20 protein-coding genes are annotated in these 21,314 nt (G+C 48.3%); 5 read left to right on the top strand and 15 right to left on the bottom strand.

What is annotated here, in order from left to right; all coding sequences use genetic code 11:
* Window positions 1-9: 9 nt before the first annotated feature.
* Complete coding sequence (locus IV54_RS00360; RefSeq protein WP_057877438.1) at window positions 10-696, bottom strand: zinc ribbon domain-containing protein; 687 nt, start codon at window positions 694-696, stop codon at window positions 10-12.
* 13 nt (window positions 697-709) lie between these two features.
* The gene (locus IV54_RS00355) at window positions 710-976 is read right to left on the bottom strand and encodes a Mor transcription activator family protein (RefSeq protein ID WP_057877437.1); all 267 of its coding nucleotides are present in this window, start codon (window positions 974-976) and stop codon (window positions 710-712) included.
* Between the two features lie 408 nt (window positions 977-1,384).
* Between IV54_RS00355 and IV54_RS00350 the strand changes: the two genes are divergently transcribed.
* On the top strand, window positions 1,385-1,669 hold the full coding sequence (locus IV54_RS00350; RefSeq protein WP_057877436.1) for a hypothetical protein: 285 nt from the start codon (window positions 1,385-1,387) through the stop codon (window positions 1,667-1,669).
* A gap of 25 nt (window positions 1,670-1,694) precedes the next feature.
* Window positions 1,695-1,871: a hypothetical protein gene (locus IV54_RS11910; protein WP_164478995.1), complete on the top strand. Its 177-nt coding sequence runs from the start codon at window positions 1,695-1,697 to the stop codon at window positions 1,869-1,871.
* Between the two features lie 267 nt (window positions 1,872-2,138).
* Here IV54_RS11910 and IV54_RS00345 read toward each other — a convergent pair whose 3' ends face one another.
* From IV54_RS00345 to IV54_RS00335, 3 genes are all read right to left on the bottom strand, one after another.
* Window positions 2,139-4,187 (bottom strand): MucBP domain-containing protein, encoded by a 2,049-nt coding sequence (locus IV54_RS00345; RefSeq protein ID WP_057877435.1) that lies wholly within the window; start codon window positions 4,185-4,187, stop codon window positions 2,139-2,141.
* Between the two features lie 326 nt (window positions 4,188-4,513).
* Window positions 4,514-6,547 (bottom strand): MucBP domain-containing protein, encoded by a 2,034-nt coding sequence (locus IV54_RS00340; protein ID WP_057877434.1) that lies wholly within the window; start codon window positions 6,545-6,547, stop codon window positions 4,514-4,516.
* A 338-nt stretch (window positions 6,548-6,885) separates the two neighbouring features.
* Window positions 6,886-9,426 carry an AAA family ATPase gene (locus IV54_RS00335; RefSeq protein ID WP_057877433.1) on the bottom strand — a complete coding sequence of 847 codons (2,541 nt, stop codon included), beginning with the start codon at window positions 9,424-9,426 and terminating at the stop codon, window positions 6,886-6,888.
* A gap of 264 nt (window positions 9,427-9,690) precedes the next feature.
* On the opposite strand from IV54_RS00335, the gene IV54_RS00330 reads away from it, so the two are divergent.
* Together IV54_RS00330 and IV54_RS00325 are read left to right on the top strand one after the other, a co-directional pair.
* Complete coding sequence (locus IV54_RS00330; protein WP_057877432.1) at window positions 9,691-10,116, top strand: MarR family winged helix-turn-helix transcriptional regulator; 426 nt, start codon at window positions 9,691-9,693, stop codon at window positions 10,114-10,116.
* 6 nt (window positions 10,117-10,122) lie between these two features.
* A complete protein-coding gene (locus IV54_RS00325) occupies window positions 10,123-11,280 on the top strand; it encodes an MFS transporter (RefSeq protein WP_057877431.1) in 1,158 nt (385 codons plus the stop codon).
* Between the two features lie 191 nt (window positions 11,281-11,471).
* On the opposite strand, the gene IV54_RS00320 is transcribed toward IV54_RS00325, so the two are convergent.
* The 5 genes from IV54_RS00320 to IV54_RS00295 all read right to left on the bottom strand — a co-directional run bounded on the left by IV54_RS00320 (window position 11,472) and on the right by IV54_RS00295 (window position 17,029).
* Window positions 11,472-11,723, bottom strand: a complete 252-nt coding sequence (locus tag IV54_RS00320) for a hypothetical protein (RefSeq protein ID WP_057877454.1) — start codon at window positions 11,721-11,723, stop codon at window positions 11,472-11,474.
* Window positions 11,724-11,835: 112 nt separating this feature from the next.
* A complete protein-coding gene (locus tag IV54_RS00315) occupies window positions 11,836-12,528 on the bottom strand; it encodes a 2,3-diphosphoglycerate-dependent phosphoglycerate mutase (RefSeq protein ID WP_057877430.1) in 693 nt (230 codons plus the stop codon).
* A 189-nt stretch (window positions 12,529-12,717) separates the two neighbouring features.
* Complete coding sequence (locus IV54_RS00310; RefSeq protein ID WP_057877429.1) at window positions 12,718-13,824, bottom strand: AI-2E family transporter; 1,107 nt, start codon at window positions 13,822-13,824, stop codon at window positions 12,718-12,720.
* 532 nt (window positions 13,825-14,356) lie between these two features.
* Complete coding sequence (locus tag IV54_RS00300; protein ID WP_237756631.1) at window positions 14,357-15,520, bottom strand: ROK family protein; 1,164 nt, start codon at window positions 15,518-15,520, stop codon at window positions 14,357-14,359.
* Between the two features lie 633 nt (window positions 15,521-16,153).
* Window positions 16,154-17,029: a hypothetical protein gene (locus IV54_RS00295; protein WP_057877426.1), complete on the bottom strand. Its 876-nt coding sequence runs from the start codon at window positions 17,027-17,029 to the stop codon at window positions 16,154-16,156.
* A gap of 212 nt (window positions 17,030-17,241) precedes the next feature.
* Between IV54_RS00295 and IV54_RS00290 the strand changes: the two genes are divergently transcribed.
* Complete coding sequence (locus tag IV54_RS00290; RefSeq protein ID WP_057877425.1) at window positions 17,242-18,444, top strand: SAM-dependent methyltransferase; 1,203 nt, start codon at window positions 17,242-17,244, stop codon at window positions 18,442-18,444.
* 97 nt (window positions 18,445-18,541) lie between these two features.
* Here IV54_RS00290 and IV54_RS00285 read toward each other — a convergent pair whose 3' ends face one another.
* From IV54_RS00285 to IV54_RS00265, 5 genes are all read right to left on the bottom strand, one after another.
* The gene (locus IV54_RS00285) at window positions 18,542-18,832 is read right to left on the bottom strand and encodes a type II toxin-antitoxin system RelE family toxin (RefSeq protein ID WP_057877424.1); all 291 of its coding nucleotides are present in this window, start codon (window positions 18,830-18,832) and stop codon (window positions 18,542-18,544) included.
* A complete protein-coding gene (gene relB / locus IV54_RS00280) occupies window positions 18,825-19,061 on the bottom strand; it encodes a type II toxin-antitoxin system RelB family antitoxin (protein WP_057877423.1) in 237 nt (78 codons plus the stop codon). The genes IV54_RS00285 and relB overlap by 8 nt, the downstream gene beginning before the upstream one ends.
* Before the next feature lie 306 nt (window positions 19,062-19,367).
* Complete coding sequence (locus tag IV54_RS00275) at window positions 19,368-19,712, bottom strand: AzlD domain-containing protein (RefSeq protein ID WP_057877422.1); 345 nt, start codon at window positions 19,710-19,712, stop codon at window positions 19,368-19,370.
* A gap of 17 nt (window positions 19,713-19,729) precedes the next feature.
* On the bottom strand, window positions 19,730-20,482 hold the full coding sequence (locus IV54_RS00270) for an AzlC family ABC transporter permease (RefSeq protein WP_057877453.1): 753 nt from the start codon (window positions 20,480-20,482) through the stop codon (window positions 19,730-19,732).
* Window positions 20,483-20,744: 262 nt separating this feature from the next.
* Window positions 20,745-21,251 (bottom strand): GNAT family N-acetyltransferase, encoded by a 507-nt coding sequence (locus IV54_RS00265; RefSeq protein WP_057877421.1) that lies wholly within the window; start codon window positions 21,249-21,251, stop codon window positions 20,745-20,747.
* Window positions 21,252-21,314 lie beyond the last annotated feature (63 nt).

The following is a 21,314-nucleotide window of genomic DNA, read 5'->3' as shown; positions in this document are numbered from 1 at the left end:
TACTCCCCGCTAGTTAAACGCGTGCCCACAGTTGGGGCAGAACTTGGTGTCGGCTGAAACCACGTTCTGGCAGTCAGGGCAGGTCTTTTCCTCTGGCTTAGGATTCAAATCCGTCCCACAATTTGGACAGAACTTCGTCTCTAATCCGACTGAAGCGTGGCAGTTCGGACATTCCTTACCGAGCTTGGTCCCACAAGAGACACAGAACTTCGCATCGGCTTTATTGGCGGCGTGACAGTTCGGACAAATGACTTCACCTTCGTGGGCGCTCTGACTGGCAGCCATGGAAACCGTCACGGATTTGCCCCCACTCATAATGAATTGTTCCACGTAGGCAAAGAGTTCTTCCGGTAATTTTTTCTGGTTCCAGGCACCGATGGCGGCGGTCACAGCTAGGGGCGCAAAGGCAATCATCCCAATAGTGGCAGCCCCAGCTTTATCAATCCATTTCCCTGAACCCACGTTAACCATAATCTGATTCTCACCGGCGCTGAAAATCTGAACTTGAATCGCGGAATCCATCCCCACGATGGTCTTCCAACTATCCTCCTGTTTAGCTTGAACCAGGTAACCTTCGTTGGTATGCATGCCCTCAGCGTGTAGCTGTTTCTTTTCACGTAGCCAATTTTGAATAGCCTGACCGACCATCTCAAGGTCCAAGCCATCAGTTAGTTTAAAAATTCTTGAGTCTGCCATCTTGAAATCACTCCTATTTGTCTTCTTTAGCTTCCCGCATCACCATCTGAATCCATTTCTGCGAGTACCCATACTTCCGAGCTAACTCGTGTTGATTATGTCCGTTGAATTCTTTTAGCACTAGCTGAGCTGTTACCTTACGATCGTATAAATGGACCGGAAAATTTAGTTGGGTGCCTTTATAATGCTCGTAGATAATCAGCATTGATTCGGTCCCAACTAAATTATTCAAACTCTTGTAAAATTGATGTAACGCATCCAGCTCAATTCGCTCTGCCATTGTCCTCGCCACCTCCTTAGGCTAAATTGTAATTGTTTGCGAATCTTTTAGTAACTGCACTTATCCTCGCCCTTTTCCACGAAAAGTGCCGTAACAATGGCATGTCACTCGTCTTGCAAAATGCCGTTTGTTTAAAACGCCGTCACGATAGGCACCCTATTTCATGTCAGGACAACTTGGCAAAAGAATTGACGCTAGATTTGCGAGATGCGTGCTTCTATTGCGCTTAAAAATATTTTTCGGAACACTAATTTTGAGACACAATTACCGGTCATTACACCTAAAAAAACTACCCTCAAATTTCTTTGGGAATAGGAATAGTCAACTTCAGCCACCATGTTGTTTTATTAACGCCGGCTAGTACACTTTAAGGGAGACATCAAGCTTTGCGTCGAGGAGGAACCAATCATGACTGCGTATTTTCTTGTTAATCATCAGGACTATTTTGCAACTGGTTTTATCGTCAACAACGGTACCGCATACATCGATACTGGCGCTGGACTTGACGTCGCGGTAACGGTGAAAGCTGACAGTTCAGCGGACGCCAAAGCCGAATTGTACCGCCAAGTCTTCACGCATCCCGCCGCGGGGAGTGAACCGGCCACATTGACTGAATCAGAACATGTGCAATTGACCCAGAAACTTGATGAAGGTTTCACGTTAACCAGCACGGACGGCTTGGAAAGCTGCTAAAAATACTGAATTCGAGGTAATCACAATGACTGAAAATGTTAAAAAGAACGAAACAAAGACAGCGGATAATCCATTCTGTCATGCGGGGATGACCTGTGCCCCTGGCTGCGGCTGTGCGAGCGCCGATGGGATCTGCCACTGCCCAATGATCTCTGACCGTAAGTGTGCCTGTGATGGCTTCTGTGGCGTCCCGAAGCACTAGTAACTGCTGGTGACGAGGATTATTAATTTTGGCGTCAAAATTTAAGCTCGACACACAGACGTGGCGATGCCTTTTCAATCAGGCATCGCCACTTTTTTATTACTGTTGTGCTACTTCGCTACTTACCTACTGGAACTCTATGTATTCAACATCGAGATAACCTCGTAGCGCTTTCGAATACTTAACTTCACTCAAAAAACCACCTCCGTTTTGGAAGTGGTTTTTCATAATCTTTTGCGTTTTCGACTTAACTTTATTTAGAACCTGTTAGTTCCGCTTCCGGAATAACAACGTGCCCAAGCTCCCAATCAACACTGCCAAGCCGGCCAACGGAGAAACGGACTTGTCACCGGTTTGTGGAAGAGTCGTGGCCTGGTTAGCTGACTTAGCAGCCAGTTTAACCGGGGCATGACTGGTAATCTTGGCGCCTTGACCATGGGTCTTCAGGACGATTGGTTTAGCCACGGGCTTGTCCGCTACCTTATCTCCCGCGTTATCAGGTACCTTTCCTGGTTTAGCCGGGGTCGTGGGGTCTACCGTGGCGGCATCCCCACCATTATCAACCTCAGCGTAGGTAAAGATAACCGTTTGATTATTAGCGGTAAAAGTTCCGTTGGCAGTCGTATCGCCAACCACCTTGTATCCAGTAATCGTTGGTGCGGCAACGTTGTAGGTATCGCCGACCTTTCCTGATTTCACGGATTGTGTCAACACGTTGCCGTCTGTGTCAACACTCACGATTGTGACAGTCCCCATCGCGTCGGGTGTTGGATCGACTGGCGTGACTGGCTTAGCATCGGCCGTGTAAACGTAGGTAACGTCAATTGCCGTAGCCGCTAAGGTCCCGGCGGCATTTTCTGGTGTGGTCTTCAGCTTGTAGCCGTCAATCGTCAATGGCGATGTGGTATAGGCGTCCCCAACCATCCCATTCACCTGGGTGTCGACATGAATCGTGGCCCCCTTATCATCCACGTAATGCACGCTGACCGGTGCCGCTGCGGTAGCCATTTCATAGGGCTGAATGATTTGGAAATTGTTGTAGTTGTCTTTAGATTGAACCTTCGCCGTCAAATAATACTTATTGGCTAATGGTGTCACTCTGAAATTTTTATAGCTGGTGACACCGGGCTCCTGAGCCTTGATGTCGTTAAAGGTTAGGCTCCCATCAGCATTCGCTGTTGGCGTCCCACCCTGGTAGTAAATATTGAACAGATCATCTTGACCATCATTGTAGTTCGAGTCATTAACCACCATGACATCGCCAGGGATTTGGAGCGCATCACTTTCGCCATTCTTAGTGACAACCTTAACCTTGAGAGTTGCCGTGGGGTTGCTCGGGTCAATCTTAATTGTCGGTAAGACCACCACCTGGTTATAGTCGCCAAAGGTTGCGGCCGACGCCGTAAATGCCCGGCCAATGACTGGCGAGAAGTCCATGATACTATTGAAATTTACGTATACTTCTTTTAGTCCGGTCATGGTTTCTAGTGGCGAAAGGTCTTGAATACGGTTATGTTGGACGTCTAAAGTTTCCAAATTGGTCAGATGAGCTAATGGCGAGAGATCCACAATATCGCCACGATACTTGCTGGAGCCCAGGCCAAACGTTGTCTTTAAATTAATCCAGGTCAACCCGGTAGCGTACTGTAGCCCTTCCAGTGAGAACGCGGTCTTGCCATCAATATAGGTATCCAATTTATGCGTTTGATTGCCACCAACCGCTTCTAACTTGGTTAATTGTTTAATGTTGTCCTGAGTAATCTGATCAACACTGGTCAGATCCAAGTCAGGTAATTCTTGTTGAATGTTATAGAGCACAATCAGTTGTAATTGTTTGTTAGGCATCCATTCATCGATAGACTGGTCCGCCTTAGCGACTGGCGCAGGTGTATCAGCGATTGGGGCGGCTGTCGGTTCCGGTGCATAATCTCTGAGGGTTCGCTTGGATGTTGTTTCCACCCTTTTAACGGGAGCTACAATGTGGTCCGCTTGGTTATCCTTATCCACATCATTATCATCGTTCGTCTCTTTATCATCGGCCGTGACAGTTGGCGCAGGATTATTTTGTTCTTCACCGGTTGGCAGATTCTCTTCGCCATCGTCGACCTTAGCGACAGGAGCCGCCGGCTGTTCTGGCTGTTCCGAATCGGGTGCCTTTTGGGCAACAGGTACCTGATCTGCCGGCCCATCAGTGGCGGCGTTGGCCGTCACTGGAACGCCAAATGCCAATGTAGCGCTTACAATTCCGGCAAATACCCAGAATTTTCCCTGCTTGTACATCTTGTAGTGACGTTTACTATTATCCAAAGGCTTCATGATTTATCGCTCCTCACTGGCGGTTCCTAGTTAAACGGTCTAGTTGTCATTTGGAAATTTATTGACTATGTAATAATGTTTCGTATTAACTAGTTCCATTATAACGACTAAACCAGAAAAATACTAGGTCATACTACGAAACACTTTGTTAGTCAGACAAGGGAAATTCAATCGTAATCATTTCTGTGATCGCCCAAGTACCGGCGCTTAGGCCAGTGACATTTTTAAAAAAATTCACTCAAAAGTCTACAAAACCAGCTTCACACATTTCCAAATATGGCAAAAAAGGCATCCGTTATCGTCGCGGATACCTCGGTCATTAGTTTCTACTGTCGATGTCGCTTAAACCACCAGCCACCAAGGCCGGCCACCAAGACGACCCAACCTAACCAACGAATCGACGTGACCCGTTCATTCGTCGCAGGCAAGGCCACCGATGGTTTCTCAGGCTTCGTTGCGGTCGCAAACGCACTCCCAGTATGGAGCGGCAACGTCGTAGTTGGCTGACCAGTCTGACTGTTACCTGTTGCCGTCTCGTTGCCGACGGGTACGGATGGCTTGGCTGGCTCAGACCCATCCCCCTGACCGCCACTCACCACATTAGGTGCGCAGGTGTAAGTCACGTCCACCGGCTGCTCACCAAAGATCCCGACGGCATTCGTCGGCTGGCCAACGACCTGGTAACCTGGCAGTGACAGTGGTTGCGTCTGATAAATACTCCCCACCTGACCGACAACACTGATATCGCTGTGAACCGGCATCCCCTCAGCGGTCTGATAGTGCACCGTCACACGACCTTGCTTAATAGCCGGCAAGGTTGGGGTCGGTCCCGGGGCTGGGGTAGGATTCGGTATCGGCGGGGTAACTGGTGACACCGGAGCTAGTTTACGATAGACATAGGTTACCGTGATCGCCTCATCGCCAAATTTTCCCTGCGTGTTGACGGGCGTTCTTGTCAGCTCATAGCCGGGAATCTTGGCAGCTTCCGTCCGATAATCATCACCAATATCCCCATTCAGAGTTTGACTGGCCGCCAGTTCATGGCCTTGCTCATCCTGAAAGTTCACCGTGACTGGCTTGGCGGCATCACCGATATCGTACCTCTGAATAATCCAAAAAGAGTATTTGTTTATCTCATACTTTGCGATTAAGAAATAGTAATTACCCGTTTGAACGCCACCTTGAGGGAACGACGCCTGGTCACTAATATTCGTAAAATCGAGCCCACCTTGGCCATCCTCGGTGACCTTCCCCCCCTGGGTGTACCAAAAGGTAACGGGATCACCATCGTAACCATAGGCACCACCCACATAATGGTGGTTCAAATACATATCTTCGAGTTGCTGGTCGACACCCGTGGCTAGCTCACCGTTCTGTAAGTGAATCGGAATATCCAAATGAACTTTGCGTGTCCACGAGTTAACCTTGATGGGATCCGGAAAGATGTACTGAAACATGTCATTATCACTGACATCAGCCGGAATATTCTTCAGGCTTGAAAAATCCGCGATAAAATTATCATGAAGCTGCAACTCCGTGAGATTGGTTAGCCCCGCCAATGGCGACACATCACTGATTCGGTTATTACTCAGCCATAACTTCTTCAGTTGTGTCAGATTCTTTAACGGTGACACGTTCTCGATATTCCCGAAGTTTTGATAAGGCGCCGCATCCTTGCCCCCACCACCCATCATGAGGACTTCTAAATTAGTGGCGTACTCCAGACCATCAAGCCGATATTCTTCGCCACCCGGATTGTAGGTCGACTCGCCATTCTCACCACCGAAATAACCAATAAATAAGGCCTTCAACCGCTTCATGTCATCCTTCGTAATATCAGCAGTTGACTGCCAAGTCTTCTCATCATCCGGAATTGGAATGAGATGGGTTAATTGATAAAAGATTGCCCGTTGGAGCCGCTTGTTCGGCATCCACTGATCAATCGACTCGGTGGCCTGTCTACTCGTCGCACGTGGTCGGTCGGCCTTAGCCGCAGCGGGCTTCGGCACCTTTGACTTCTCTGGCTTGCTCCCGGCTTCTGGCGCGGTCACTGTTTCATGAGTTGCCACAGCATCCGACACAGCCATCGCGGACCCGGTACCTCCTGACGCCGGTGCTTTGGATTCACTTTGACTCTCTTCGCTCGAACTATCCGTTGAAGACGCACTCCCCAAGAGCGCCTCCCCTGACCGATCGACGTCCGATCCAACCGACGCCTGTTCAGCCGTCGTGATCGCCGCTAGTGCCCTCACCGGTGTGATGAGCGGCCCACCAATTTCAGTTAAAATAACCGCGGTGACCATCCAGCTTTTAAAGTGTCGTGTAGCTTGCTGTTGACTGACTCCTGCTCCCCAATGCATGTCAAACGCCTCCTGAACCTGTGATAATAGTTGCTGGACGCCACTGATTACCACAGAATAATCATGATTGCTCAACTGTTGTGAACTGACTTTAGTATATCGAACTTCATCCGGACTTTCTACACGTTATTAACAATTTATATTGTGTCTAACCGGTAATTTGTTTCGACATTAATTGGTCGTTGACTCTAATCATCTGAGCAGGTGCTGCATTTCAATTGTAAATTCATCCGTAACAAAAAAAGCCGTCCCACTGTGTGAGACGACTCCAATTCACCCTGAAAGCATTCGTTACTGGCAATCAAAGGCCTACTTAAAGTATTTTTGAGTCACTAGATTTAGCTAACTAAATGGAATTTTTCAAAATGTGCCTTCAAATAATCCAGCGTCAAACTCTTCGTCGTCTTGATCAGCTGCTGTGGCTCACCGCTAGCCATTAACTGGCCACCGGCTTGCCCACCCTTGGGGCCCAGATCAATCAGGTAATCAGCGTTGGCCATCAGATCAAGGTCATGCGTGATGATGATAACCGTGGCGCCCTTGGCCTTCAGACTGTTGATCACACCCAGTAGCGTTTGCACGTCCTGAGGATGCAACCCAACAGAAGGTTCGTCGAAGATAAATAAGGTCTTGGCTTGGCGTTTATTCAAGTGGCTCATGAGCTTTAACCGTTGGGCTTCCCCACCAGACAAGCTTGGCGTGCTTTCGCCTAAATGCAGGTAGCCCAGTCCCATTTCATCTAGCAATTGGAGCTGCTTCTCAATCTTAGGAACCGTTTCAAAGACACTTAACGCCTCACGGACCGACAAGTTCAACAGGTCGACAATGTTGTAGCCGTGCCAACGAATCTGTTGAATCTCGTCCTTGTACCGCGCGCCGTGGCAGTAAGGGCAGACCTCTTCCATGTCCGGCAAATATTGAATATCCAGAGTAATGGTGCCCAGTCCGCCACACTGTTCACACGCCCCCTGCTTGTTATTATACGAGAAGTAAGCGAGGCTAAACTTCTTGGCCTTGGCTTCCGGTAAATTGGCAAATAGCCGCCGCAAATTATCCATGATGGTGGTGTAGGTGGCCACCGTCGAACGGGTATTCTTCCCAATCGGCTTGGCATCCACGGACACGACATCTTTCAAATGGGTCTTCAGGGTCGTCACCTGCTTGGGCAGGGCGGCCTTGGCATTCGCCGCCTGAATGGCTGGGACTAGGCTGTCCAAGATCAGACTCGTCTTACCAGCGCCAGAGAACCCAGTAACGGCGGTGATTTCATTTCCAGGAATGGACACAGCGATGTCGTGTAGATTAAAGTAATTCTGGACCTCAAACTGCGTCGTGAGATCGCTGGCCTTCCGACTAGCGGGCACCTTGTCATGCATAATGTTAGCCTGTCCAGAAATGTAAGGCCCAATCAGTGATTGCGGATTCCCCACTAAGTCTTGCGGCGTGCCCTCGGCAATGATTTGACCGCCGGCATCCCCCGACCCCGGGCCAATCTCAATCACCCAATCGGCAGCTGAAATGATATCGACTTCATGATCAACCACAACCAAAGAATTTCCTTGGGCAATTAGTTCCCGGAAGATCCGGATCAGCCCCTTAACATTATCGGGGTGTAAGCCAATGGAGGGTTCATCCAAGACGTACAGAACCCCCGTCGTCTCCGTCCGAATAGTCTTGGCGAGTTGGAGTCGTTGGAGCTCTCCGGTCGACAATGTATTGCCGTTTCGCGATAAGGTCAGATAGTCCAGTCCCAGTTCCAGCAAAGGCCGCAACGTATCCGTCAAATTCTTGAAGAGCACATCAGCCATGGCTTTCATTTCAGCGGGCAACTCTTCCTTTGCCGCCGTTTGCCAGTCGGACAATGACCCCAGGGTCAGGTCAGAAACTTCCGCAATATTTTTACCGCCAACTAGTTGCGTCAAGAGTTCTGGATTCAGCCGCGTTCCGTGACAGGTTGGGCAGACAGAGAAGTGGAAAAATTCGTTGACCTTCTTGATCGCGCGATCACTTTTCACCGTCTTCAGGGAATCGTAGACGGCCTCGTGGGCGTTCTCATACAGCGTCTTGTCGGTATGGAAAACTCGTCCGGTTGAGGTCCGAAAGTCTACGGGATACTGCTTCTTGGCACCGTTGAGGACAATGTCTTTTTCCCGGTCGGTGAGGTCCTTGTAGGGCACGTCAATGCGTACGCCCAGCGTCTCCGCCACCGTCGGCATAAAGTTTCGGCCAGGCAAATGCCATGAAGCCACAACGCCTTCAGACAGACTGAGGTTCTCGTCGCCAATCAACTTGTCTTCGTCTAAGGTCTGAACCGTCCCCGTCCCATGACATTCTGGACAGGCCCCACCGGAATTGAAGGCAAAGTCTTCGGCGGATTTCGCCATGAATTCGACCCCACACTCCGGACAGGTCACGATTCCCATCTTGCTGTCGGCGCCACCCGGAAGGTCCATGGCCTGAGCCACTTTCAAACTGGGGGCGATCCGGTGCCCGTTGGGACAAACCATCGAGCCGAGGCGCGAGAAGATGAGGCGCACGACGTTAAACAACTCACTCATCGACCCCACCGTTGAGCGCTCGGAAGGGACGCCCGGCCGTTGCCGCAGGGCGATCGCGGACGGAATGTGCCGAACTTCCTGGACCTGCGATCGCTTGCTTTGACCGATTCGCCGTCTGGTATAGGTGGATAGCGCCTCCAGGTACCGCCGCGACCCCTCCGCATATAAAATTCCCATTGCCAGCGAACTCTTCCCGGATCCCGAGGGACCTGAGATTGCCACAAACTGATTCAAGGGAATGTCCACGTCAATGTTTTTTAAATTATGGACGTTCCCACCCCGTACACTGATATGTTCACGTTGTTTTTCACTCGTTGTCATACTTGCCCACCTTTGCCTTTAGTTCCGTTCATGATACTTACCATTTTAAACTATCCTGTAACGGTACAGTCAAGTCTGGGGGCTCTGATTATCGGCAATCTTTAGTCGTTAGCCATGAGTCCTAAAAAGTCGTCTCACGTCAACTGTAGCCCCGCTTCAACGGCCCAAGACTTTTCACGGATCGGCATATCATCATTTTTAAAAATAAAATAGGTCTTACCAAAGTGTACAGTATACTGTACAATATACCAATGAGGTGATCACATGAATAGAGACGATATGATTTCACGGCAACTGCTACAATTGGCTCGTAGAATCAAGCAGCGCCGAAATTTTCACATTAAGAATTTGAATTTAACCACCGAACAGGGTGACGCCTTGCGGTATTTTGCGGAACATCCCCAGCAAACCGTCGCGATGTTTAAGGACTACCAAGGGATTACCCACCAAACTGCCCGCGTGATTGTCCAACACATGGTAACCGCAGGGGTCGTGGAGCTCGTGCCCAATCCTGACGACGGCCGGTCAAAGCTAGTCATAGTGACTTCGCTGGGGGCAACCAAATACGCACAGCTTGATCAGCATGGCTGGCAAACAAGTAAAGAACTTTTCGCTGGCTTTACACCGGCAGAACAACAACAATTTCTAGCATTAGCCCGCCGCGCTAATGCCAACTTAGAAGGGAAATGATTTGGCGTGCACACACGCTTATATACCAAAGATGTGTCCTTAGTTTTAGTGGCCAGTTTCTTTTATTTAATGGGGCCAATGTTAATCAATCCGATTATTGCCGGATTTGCGGCTAATGTCGGGGCTAGCAGCATTCTAGCAGGTGTCATTGCCGGGGCCATGAACTTGACCGCGCTGGTCTTGCGGCCACTAGCTGGAAATCTAACCGACCGCGTGTCTAAATACACTCTCACGCTAGTCGGTGGCCTCTTGCTTTTACTAGCAAGCCTAGGCTATACGCTGACCACCAACGTGGCGTTAATTCTACTTTCTCGTGTGATTAGCGGTGTTGGCTATACGTTATGTTCCGTCTGTATGGCCACCTGGATGGCGGACCTCTTGCCAGCCGATCGAATCGGTTCGGGGATGGGAATTTATGGGTTGGCCAGTGCCTTAGGGATGGCCGTGGGCCCAGCAATTAGTGTCTACTTATACCAACACTACAGCTATCAAAGTGTCTTCTGGGTCGCTGCCCTGTTCAGCGTCCTCATGCTGGTTGTGATTCAGTTCGTTGGCAACCATGGTCGTCCCGTTGCCCCGCGCCCAGCGAGCACGACATCCCCTAAAAGAGTTCAATTAGTTCAACCCAAGGTCGTTCCCCTGGCAGTTATCCTACTGTTGTTTTCGTTACCCTATTTTGCCACAGAAAACTACATTGTGAGTTATATTGCTCACCGGCACTTTGCCGTGCCAGCGGGCGTCTTCTTCCCGACTTACGCAATTATTTTATTGATAATGCGGATGGCCTTACGCGATGCGTTTGACCACGTACCCTTCAAGAAATTCTTCTGGCTATGCTTAGGCTTTAATCTCCTGGGCATCATTGGTTTAACTGATTTGAATAATTGGTTCATGCTGTTCCTCGGGGCCTTTGGCTTCGCTGCTGGTTATGGTTTGATGTTTTCAATCTGCCAAGCCAAGGCGCTCTCTCTTGTGCCCAGATCAGACCGCGGCTTAGCCAACAGCACCTTCTATATTGGCATCGACCTCGGGATGTCTGGCGGACCGATGCTGGCGGGGCTCATTACGGCTATTCTTCCCTGGTCATGGCTCTACCCAGTTATGGGGGTAACATTGCCATTGATTGTGATCGTTTACTGGTTTGATCGCCGTTCATTGACCTGAAATCACTTGAACTTAAAGCCGCCGTCAATTCAGAGTGATCACTGTTTAGGCTTCAGTAGTCAACCTAACTCCTGAAAAAACAATCGTGTCATTATAGAAAAGACATCACCACATGCTTAAATTGCATGTCGTGATGTCTTTTCTAGTAATCTTAGTCTGTTATTTGGTAACACTTTGAAGAATTGTCACTCTTAGCTAGCATCTGCCTCTTCCGTCACAAACGTATGCTTGTCATCCAACACATACTGGAACTCCACAGCGTTCAACATCAAGCTAGCCTTAAACAACGCCTTGATCCCCTGTTCGTTACTCATCACCACAAAGAATTCCCGGTCGGTGCCACTGACGCGTTGAAAAGTTTCGTACTCGCCAGTGAAACCCTCTTTGCGGAATAAACCAATAATCTTCATCATTTCAACTTGTGTGACTGCTTTGTCTGCCAAATTCAATCTCTTTTCTCTCTTAAAGTGAGTTGCTAATTATCAATGCTGGTAGCCAGTTTCAGGCCACGAAAAAGCCGCCCCTAAATACCGAGGCGGCTTCGAGTCGGAAGGACTACTTGCCCATCTTCGTCTTGCTGATCATGTTTAACTTTTCATCAAAGTCGTAGACAACTGGTTCACCAGTAGCCATTTCGAGGTTCATGATGTCATCGTCGGAAATCCGTTCGATGTACTTGCTTAAGGCACGGAGTGAGTTACCGTGGGCGGCGATGATGACGTTCTTGCCGTCGAGTAACTTAGGTGCGATTTGGTCTTCCCAGAAAGGCATAACACGTTCCAGGGTAACCTTCAAGTTTTCACCACCGGGTACGATGTTAGGGTCCAAGTTAGCGTAACGTGGGTCCTTAACAGCTGAACCTTCAGCGTCTGCATCCAAAAGTGGAGGCAAAACATCGTAGGAACGACGCCAGATGTGCACTTGGTCGTCACCGTACTTTTCAGCGGTTTCCTTCTTGTTCAGGCCTTGTAAAGCACCGTAGTGACGTTCGTTCAAACGCCAAGTCTTGGTTTCTGGAATCCAAAGTTGGTCGGATTCTTCCAAAACGTAGTGTAACGTCTTGATCGCACGCTTCAGAACTGACGTGTAGGCGTAGTCAAACTTCATGCCAGATTCCTTGATCTTTTGACCAGCGGCCTTGGCTTCTTCAACACCCTTTTCACTTAAGTCAACGTCAACCCAGCCGGTGAACTTGTTAGCTAAGTTCCATTCACTTTGTCCGTGGCGAATCAATACTAATTTTGCCATCACTGATAACCTCTTTCTGTTGTAGAATACCTTGTCATTTTACACCATCTCACCCTAAATTTCAGCCTAATTCTCCCGGTCTGACAATGTAATCGTTTTCCACTAATCGATTAGCCATTTACGACCTCAGTTAATCGGGCTGTTAATTAAAAAAGTCAGTTCAGCCCAAACGGCCAAACTGACTTTTTGCTATTTCTGATCACTATCACTATCGTTATCTTCGTCTTCACTCTGATTATAATTGCGGCGAATCTCACGCAACTTTTCCAGCTGAGGCGCCTGATGCAAGCCATGCACCGGCCGGACACCCAGAATATCCAGGAAGAAGGTGAAGATTGGCACCCCAACGATCAGGCCCCAAACACCGAACAAGGCTTCCCCGGCCAACAATACCACGAAGGTGTAGAAGATTGGCAGTTCTGTTCGACTGGACATGAACTTGGGATTCAACACGTAGGCTTCTAACGCGTGAACCACGACGATCATCACGAGGATATAGACGACGTAGCGGAAGCCACCCACCGTGTACCCCAGAATCGTAAGGGGAATAACGGAGACAATCACCCCGGCCACTGGAATCAGACTCAGGATAAAAATCATAATGGCCAACGTGGCCAACTGGGGCATCTGCATGATGGCCAGGATAATCGTGGTAATCACGGTGTTGCAGAGGGCGATGAAGAATTGTGCCTCCAGCACAACCCCGAACGTATTGACGAACTTCGTGGCAAAGAAGTTAATATCCTGGAAAAACCAACCATACGTACTCGTGAGGAACCGTTTGGAAAAGGCGGTCATCTGTTTCGACTCAATCGTGAAGAAGAAACTCAGAATCATCGACATAAATATGGTGAATCCGAACGACCCAATCGTTGACAGGTAGGTCAAGACCAGCTTGGCACTACTCTGAACCTGCGACACGATATTCGAACTACTGATATAGCCAGAGATCCAGCGGATGATTTCATTATTTTCGTTAGCGGGATTCTCATAAAAATTAATGAGTCCCTCAATCCCGTGAACCGACGACGTCACAATCTTTGGCAGGTAGGCTGTGATCGCCCAATACAGAGCCCCCAGCACCGCCACGTAGGTCACTGTCACAATCAATGCCGGTGGTATCTTCACATACCGCCGCACGGCTTTGACTAACTGAAGCACTAAAAACGTAAAAATGAACGTTAATAAAATCATGTTCATTTCGCTTCGAATCAGCCACAGCACAAAGATTAGCAGCGCCAAGATAACGAAGCGTCGTAGCCGCACATTGTCGATAAATCGTTGCCAAATACTCAAACGTCATTCCTCCCATTTCATCTTCTTTTTATTATACCGCATTGGTCGAAAATCCCTAGCACTTTCCACGGCAAGCTGGTCGTCACCCGCGCCTCCCGGTCGGTTCTGGAAACGCTGGAACGTAGTGGGCACGTCGGGAAGCCAAAGAGCGGTCTCCCCGAACGGCCTTGTCCTAACCGGAGGAACCCACTCCGCTAAGGACAACGACACCACTGAGCATTTCCAGAACCGACCTCCGGCTGACATGGTGATAACCCCATCAAATCATGAGGGCGAGCCAGCGTATTTTGACGGGATAGGACAGTGTTAGCCGGAGGAAACCAGCCAGGAGGCTCAGCCGTGTCATTTCCGTTAGTCGAGTGACCTTCTCGGGTTACGGAAAGGCCGAGCTTGAAGACCGGGTTGTGGGCTTCAAGTCGTGCCCACCGCGTTCCAGCCTCCTGGCTGGTTTCCGGGAGGCGCTGAGCCCAACAAAACCTGAACGCAAAATAAAAAGCGTGGCCGCATCCACGCTTTTCAAAGCCTATTTCATTTAAGATTCAACGCCTTCGAGAACAGTTGTCCGTTCGTTGGTGAAGGTCAGTTGTAAGTCGTCCAGTGCCAAGGCCCGGTGGATAATCGCCGAAGCCCCGCCCTTTAAGGAGGCTTCCCGTGAGTTCTTAGTCAACAGGAGTGGCGCCTTGCGGACGATAGCTAATTGGTCCACGTAGTTCCGCACGGTATCCATCATTTCTGGCAACAGCTCCAAGATTGGGGCGTTGACGATGATGGCGTCCGGCGCAAACGTGTTGGACAGGTTCCCTAAAACCTTTGCCAGGTAGTAGGCAAACTCGTCGAGAATGGCTAACAGTTCTGGCCGGTGACCCAGGTAATCCCGCCGAATCCGGTTAACATCGACCCGGTCAATCTTCTGGTAGGCCATGATGCGTTGAAGCACCGTGCCTTCTGCCACATAGTGGTTGACCGTTTCGGAATTGCCTTCCTGGTAACGGTCAGCCAACGGACAAGTCCCAATGTTTCCGGCCTCACCATTGTGTCCGCGGTACAGGTGGCCTTCGGTGATGATGCCGGCACTGACTTGGTCTCTAATCGTGACCGAGATCAGGTTGCGGTAAACACCCTCGCCAGAGAAGTCCCGCTCGAAGATTGCGGACTGATTAGCCAGGTCTTCCAGAACAACGGGAACTTGGAATTTGTCGCTAAAGTACTTTGCCAAATCAAAGTTCTTGAAGCCTTTCAAACTGGAATCCAAGATCTGGTTGTCGTAAATAGTGCCGTCCAACCCGAATGAGATTCCTAACAACCGCGTGTCGCTATCGGCAACGGTTGCCGCGATCTTCTCGTCAATCATATCGAGCACCGTGGTTAAATCCACACCACGAGTGGAAACGCTCGCATAATTCTCAGAACGACCATCCAAACGACTGGTGATCATCGAGAACCGTGACCGCAAAATGTTAATACTGATGACATAACCATACCCCACGTTTAGTAATGCCATGACAGGTTTCCGACCGCCGTTACGCGTGCTGACACCGTGACCAACCTCACGGATCAACCCTTCATGCAGTAACTGGCTGTAAATATCAGAGACCGTCACTTTGTTTAAACTCAGGTTACGGGAAATTTGACTTCGCGAAATCGGACCAGCGTTGACAATCTGCTGTAAAACTTGCTTTTCATTAGTCGTACGCATGATATGTTTGTTGATAATCATAATTTTCTGGCAACGCCACGTCCCCAATAGCCTTGTGGTGATTTGGGAATCAAATCAGTTCAGGTCGCCCTATCCCCCAAGATCGGTGCTCACCCAGCTATTTTCAGAGGCAGCGTTGCTCTACCCCCCTTGTAGATTTCTGATTCTATCTATATAGTAAGACACCCTTACAAATTTAGTGTAAATAATGACTTGTGAAATATTCGAAGTTTTGAGTTCACAATCTTACCAGAAATACCGAAACGACGGCGATTAGGACAATTAATTTACCTAGATATCCCGCAGGTAAAGTAATTAACTTACTAACTTATTTGTTTGCTAACCTTACCATCATGTCAAGTTTTAAGACTGTTTGGATAGATATGGTAAGTTTTCCTACCAAATCGATCGGCTTGACTCGCATACGGCAATTTTTTCTGCTAGTTATGTGATACCACCGCCTCCGGCTGACGTAGACGAATCCCGAATAGCGTCTTCTAATCATCAGATACTTTATCGCGAGACAAGATGGACAGCACTCGAGTTACCCAACTATCACTATAGTTTCTGGAGGCTCCACCATATATGCGCAAAAAAAGAACCCAGACACTATCGTCTAGGTTCTCACATCGTTTACTTTAAGTTTTGTTGGGTGTATTGTGCCAACGAAATCTTTTGCTTGCTGGCTTGTTGAATGGCAACCCGCACGTCTTGGTCACTCATGGCATCCGAGTGGCCCCCAGCCGCGCTGATCGTCTTTCTCGCGTTGGCAATCTGGGCAGCGATAATCACCTTACCGTTAACCTCTTTCTCCTTCTGTGTAACGGTGTATTCGTTACTTCCGGAGTAATTACTTGCGGCCGCCTGTTCGGACGACGTCAGGGACGCGCTAGAGCTGCTAGCAGTACTGTCACTCGACGAAGCACTCGTTGAAGAACTTGTGTTAGCCGCTTGGCCCGCGTTGTTGGACTTCCGTAATGCCAAGGCTTGATCATACAAGTTTTGGTAATACTTCTGGCGGAACTTCGCGTTGTTAAATAATTCGTCCAAGGTTGTATTGGACTGACCATAGTTCAGGGCCTGATTTTCACCCGTGGCCTTAGTCAAAATCTTCTTGAATTCCTTGACGTTGGCCAAAATTCCCTTAACTTGCTTGACCTTCGCCTTAGCCCGCGTCACAAGGACGGACGAGCCTTTCTTGGTATCCTGAACGGCTTCGTAATGCTTGCGTGCCGTCGTAAAGTGCCGCGCATCCAATGCATTTTCCCCGGAAACGAACCGCTGCGTCTGTGTCAGATACGTCTGAGCTGACTCGTCATTCAAACGCCGCTTGAGCGCGTTCTGGAAATAGCTCTCTGCTTGCGTGTAATGCTTACTTTGAATAGCAGTCCGGCCATTGGCCATCGCTGCCTGGTACTCTTTAGCTGTCGCATGATGATTTGAATAAGCGTAACCACCAATCAGCAGTGCCACAACGACTGTCGCTACGACCCATACCCATTTTTTCAAAATGAAAGACCTCCGCTGGTTAATTGTAGACTCATTATACCATGGTTAGCGGGTAAATCGGTCAATTTTACCGAGTCCCTGCGACCAAAATCCAGGTTAACCGTTTTCATCCGAATCCTTTCCTTACGTCTAACAGGGTGAAAGGCGTATAATGATGAGGTAATTTTGTTTTTCCACTATTAATGGTAGAAAAACCGGAAAGGACCCCTGTCATGCTTGAAAAAACATTCTACAAGACGTTTCTAAGCCACACCTTTAACATCCCTGTCCGTGTCAACTATTGGGACGGATCCAGTGATGTCTATGGGACTGGCACTCCCGACATCACCATTACCTTCCACGAAGCCATTCCGATTAAGGAAATCTCCAGCAACGCATCCATTGCGCTGGGTGAAGCCATCATGGACGGTAAGATTGAAGTCGACGGCAGCATCGAAGACCTGATTACTGCGGCCTACGAAAACACGGATTCCTTCTTCCACAACAAGAAGTTTATCCACTTCCTGCCAAAACAAAAGCACACGGTCAAAGAAAGTAAGTCCGATGTACAAGAACACTACGATATTGGGAATAACTTTTATAAATTATGGCTAGATGACACCATGACTTATTCCTGTGCCTACTTCGAATCACCCGATGATGATTTGTACACCGCACAGGTTAACAAAGTTCATCACATCATCAAGAAGTTGAACCCCCAACCGGGTAAGACGCTTCTCGATATTGGTTGTGGTTGGGGTACCCTGATGTTGACGGCGGCCAAGGAATACGGTCTGCACGTCACCGGGATTACGCTAAGCCAGGAACAATATGACTACGTGAACGCTCGCATTAAAGAAGATGGCCTCGAAGACGTTGCCGAAGTTCGGTTGGAAGATTACCGGGAATTAGGCAACGAAAAGTGGGACTACATCACCTCTGTTGGGATGTTCGAACACGTTGGTCAGGAAAACTTGGGCCAATACTTTGAATGTGTTCAAAAGTACCTGATGAATGACGGTGTCGCCTTAATCCACGGAATCACCCGGCAACAGGGTGGGGCCAACAATGGTTGGTTAAACAAGTGGATCTTCCCAGGTGGCTACGTGCCTGGCTTGATTGAAAACACCACCCACATCATCGAGAGTGGTTTGCAGATCGATGATATGGAGCCTCTCCGTCGTCACTACCAAAAGACGGTGGAAATTTGGGACAAGAACTTCAACGAACACCGTGACGAAGTCGTCAAGATGTTTGACGAACGCTTTGTTCGGATGTGGGATCTTTATCTTCAGGCTTGCGCAGCATCATTCAAGTCTGGTAATATTGACGTGATTCAGTATTTGATCTCAAAGGGCCCTTCAGCCCGGATGTTACCAATGACGCGGGACTACATGTACGACGAGACCCACGATAAATCAAAAGTAACGGACTAATCAACTGGCCTGAATGACCGCGGATCATTCGACCGACTTAAAAGCACCACCAACCTGGATTGATCACCGGGTGGGTGGTGCTTTTTTGATTTGAATTTTATTTGTCGTTTTGCCAACTCTGTTCGTAAACTATCTCTCGTTTTGCAACAAAGACAGCCGTAATTATCAATTCATGGTCGTTTACGATTGCAATGATTCTGTATGAGCCAACACGAAAACGTACATATCCTGCATAATTACCAACCAGTTTCTTTCCAGGAGACGATGGAAAATCAACGCCTATAAGGTGCTTTGAAATCCACTTAGCCAATGTTCTTTGCGTTCCTTTATCTAACTTTTTAAGAGCGTCTCGAAATGAACGTGACGTGCGAACGTCATAATTACTCATGGTCTAATCCCAATTCCGTCAACGTTTCCTGCCACGACTTAGTCTCAAATTTGTCTGCCTTCCAGGACTGATAAGCCTCATCGGCAGCCTGAATATCTAACCAATCCTCAAGACTTTGAGAAACAACTTGCTTAATATAATCAGATTTACTGATTCCATGAGCTTGCGCATAAACCGTAAGCAGTTTACTCGTCTCGTCATCAAATCTTACTGACGTTGCCTGTGCCATAAGAAAGCCCTCCTTATTTGTAGTCAAATATTACTACACCACATTTTTCTAGTCAACTCTTTTGTCTCCTTACCACTTATAACTCATAGCCAAACTGACGAGCTTCTTAACTATTGTTCCTGATTTTCATCTCTGGTATTTCTGCGTGACAAAACGTGGTATAGTTAGGCCAATCCAAATGATTTCAATTCAAAACTAATAACAATGATAATCATATTTTAAACTGATATTTTTTTGTAAACCAGATCAAAAAAAGAAGCCCAGCATGACTGCCAGACCTCATCTGATTTATTCGTTAAGTTAGTGTCAAAGGAACATCGACAGGAGGAATACCCCTGCCAGCCCGACAACCACGGAAACGGCCATCGACCGCGTTCGATAGGCAATGTAGATCACAATCACTGCCGCAATCATTAAGGGATAGTTGGTTAGAACCAACCCGTAGCTAGAGCTATCGATGAAAATATCTTTAACTACTAGAGCCGTAAATAATGACACCGGCACAAACTTCATCCATTCGTTAAACCATTCAGGAATGGCCCGCTTGGTGAACAACATCAGCGGCACGAAACGTGGGACGAAGGCAACAACAAATCCCAAAATAATTAGCCAAAAATGTTGCGTACTGTTCCAGTTATTAACTGCATTCATAAAGTTCTCCCTGCATCCTAATTAGCGTCTGAATGTTCCACAACTGACTTCTTTGACCCTGGGCTATGCATCCGTCGCAACCAGTGGCTGTTTGGCATCTTCTTTTGCAGAAGTTCTTCTAACCCGAAACCAATCAATGAAGCCACGATTGTCGCAATCACTAACCCTAACGTACTCTTGGTCACAATCATGAAGAAGGCAGCCAATACTGCCGAGACGAGGCAAATTAACACCGTCAAGTGACTCTTAAGTTGCATCACAATCATGTAAAGGAACAAGGACGTCAGCGCAAAATGCACAACGCTCAAATCGATCTTCAATGCGCTACCGATTAGACTCCCGATAACGTTACTTGTTGCCCAGAACAACAACGAATAGTGCTCAACCGCTAAGGCTTCGCGCACCGTCCACTTCTTATCTGTGGCAAACTTTAAGTAATTAATCGCATAATTTTCATCGTTTAACGAAACCGCAAATATAAATAGAAAACGGTTGGATTGGCCTTTTAAGTAAGGCGATAGACTTGAACTTAGTAGTGCATACCGAAGTTCCAAGAAAAACAGCATCAAAACAATTGAAAGTAATGGGGAATTAATAGTCAACATCGTGGCAATTAAAAATTGACCCCCACCAGAAAAGACCAGCAGTGAAACTAATCCAGTAAGGAATGTATTGAACCCTGCCGCGTGTAGCAAAATCCCACAAGCCAGCCCGATAGGTATGTAACTCAAGTTAAGGGGCATGGCTACCCGCAAGGTCGACCGCCACATTGGTTCTGTGGGGTCCGGCACCTGCTTGGGGTTTGGCCGTCGTTTATTCAAGAATGTCTGCCTCCGTCGAATACTCTGAGATATGAAGCACGTTAATGGATTTACCACTTACGCGTAAAAACCACACGATGATATTTTAACATGTTTCAGCCCATTTTCATATAACATCTCTGATATTTATCAAGGGTTATCCCTGATCTAGCTAGGATCTATGAAACGTTTGTGAAGTTACCCAGGAAGTTTTCATAACTTTCATTGCTTTTTAATCTGTCGTTGTGAAATGACGACCGTAAACTTCCAGATCAGCGGTAAATCCTGGCATTTCGGCAATTTCTGGCAAGTGGCCCCACTGTTCGTAGCCGGCCTTTTCAAAGAGCTTCCTGCTGGCCTGGTTGTGGCCAAAGATACGGGCAATCACCGTCGTCAGTCCCAGTTTGGGTGCTTGTTGGGCAATCCAATCAACGGCCTGTGAGCCGATGTGCTGGCCCTGTTGGTCACTAGCCAGGTAGAGAGCCGCCTCAGCCACGTGACGATAGCCAGCGCGGTCGCTATAGGGCTCTAAGCCGACGAATCCAGCCACCCGGCCCTCGTTTTCAATCATCCACAGTGGAAAACGCAGTGGATTAAAGCTCGCGAACCAATCCTCGCGTTGGGCCACCGTCACCGGCTGCACATCTGCCGTGCTTTGCTTGGTGGCCACCGCTTCATTATAAATGGCCACAATCAATGATAAGTCGGCGCGTTTAGCCTGCCGAAATTGGATACTCATTCTAAAGTCCCCTTTTCTCATACCCCTTTATTATACGCAAAAAGCGACGCGAAACCAGCGGTC

The organism is Levilactobacillus paucivorans (assembly GCF_001437125.1).
Taxonomy (GTDB): domain Bacteria; phylum Bacillota; class Bacilli; order Lactobacillales; family Lactobacillaceae; genus Levilactobacillus; species Levilactobacillus paucivorans.
Note: the sequence above shows the minus strand (reverse complement) of the source record. Positions and strands in the feature narration are given on the sequence as shown.

Excerpts from the sequence above, each read along its gene's own strand:
- IV54_RS00300 (WP_237756631.1), bottom strand. The coding sequence starts at position 15,520 with ATGCGTACGACTAATGAAAAGCAAGTTTTACAGCAGATTGTCAACGCT.
- IV54_RS11910 (WP_164478995.1), top strand. The coding sequence starts at position 1,695 with ATGACTGAAAATGTTAAAAAGAACGAAACAAAGACAGCGGATAATCCA.
- IV54_RS00340 (WP_057877434.1), bottom strand. The coding sequence starts at position 6,547 with ATGCATTGGGGAGCAGGAGTCAGTCAACAGCAAGCTACACGACACTTT.
- IV54_RS00350 (WP_057877436.1), top strand. The coding sequence starts at position 1,385 with ATGACTGCGTATTTTCTTGTTAATCATCAGGACTATTTTGCAACTGGT.
- IV54_RS00290 (WP_057877425.1), top strand. The coding sequence starts at position 17,242 with ATGCTTGAAAAAACATTCTACAAGACGTTTCTAAGCCACACCTTTAAC.
- IV54_RS00275 (WP_057877422.1), bottom strand. The coding sequence starts at position 19,712 with ATGAATGCAGTTAATAACTGGAACAGTACGCAACATTTTTGGCTAATT.
- IV54_RS00345 (WP_057877435.1), bottom strand. The coding sequence starts at position 4,187 with ATGAAGCCTTTGGATAATAGTAAACGTCACTACAAGATGTACAAGCAG.
- IV54_RS00265 (WP_057877421.1), bottom strand. The coding sequence starts at position 21,251 with ATGAGTATCCAATTTCGGCAGGCTAAACGCGCCGACTTATCATTGATT.
- IV54_RS00330 (WP_057877432.1), top strand. The coding sequence starts at position 9,691 with ATGAATAGAGACGATATGATTTCACGGCAACTGCTACAATTGGCTCGT.
- IV54_RS00355 (WP_057877437.1), bottom strand. The coding sequence starts at position 976 with ATGGCAGAGCGAATTGAGCTGGATGCGTTACATCAATTTTACAAGAGT.
- IV54_RS00270 (WP_057877453.1), bottom strand. The coding sequence starts at position 20,482 with ATGTGGCGGTCGACCTTGCGGGTAGCCATGCCCCTTAACTTGAGTTAC.
- IV54_RS00315 (WP_057877430.1), bottom strand. The coding sequence starts at position 12,528 with ATGGCAAAATTAGTATTGATTCGCCACGGACAAAGTGAATGGAACTTA.
- IV54_RS00335 (WP_057877433.1), bottom strand. The coding sequence starts at position 9,426 with ATGACAACGAGTGAAAAACAACGTGAACATATCAGTGTACGGGGTGGG.
- relB (WP_057877423.1), bottom strand. The coding sequence starts at position 19,061 with ATGGCACAGGCAACGTCAGTAAGATTTGATGACGAGACGAGTAAACTG.
- IV54_RS00285 (WP_057877424.1), bottom strand. The coding sequence starts at position 18,832 with ATGAGTAATTATGACGTTCGCACGTCACGTTCATTTCGAGACGCTCTT.
- IV54_RS00360 (WP_057877438.1), bottom strand. The coding sequence starts at position 696 with ATGGCAGACTCAAGAATTTTTAAACTAACTGATGGCTTGGACCTTGAG.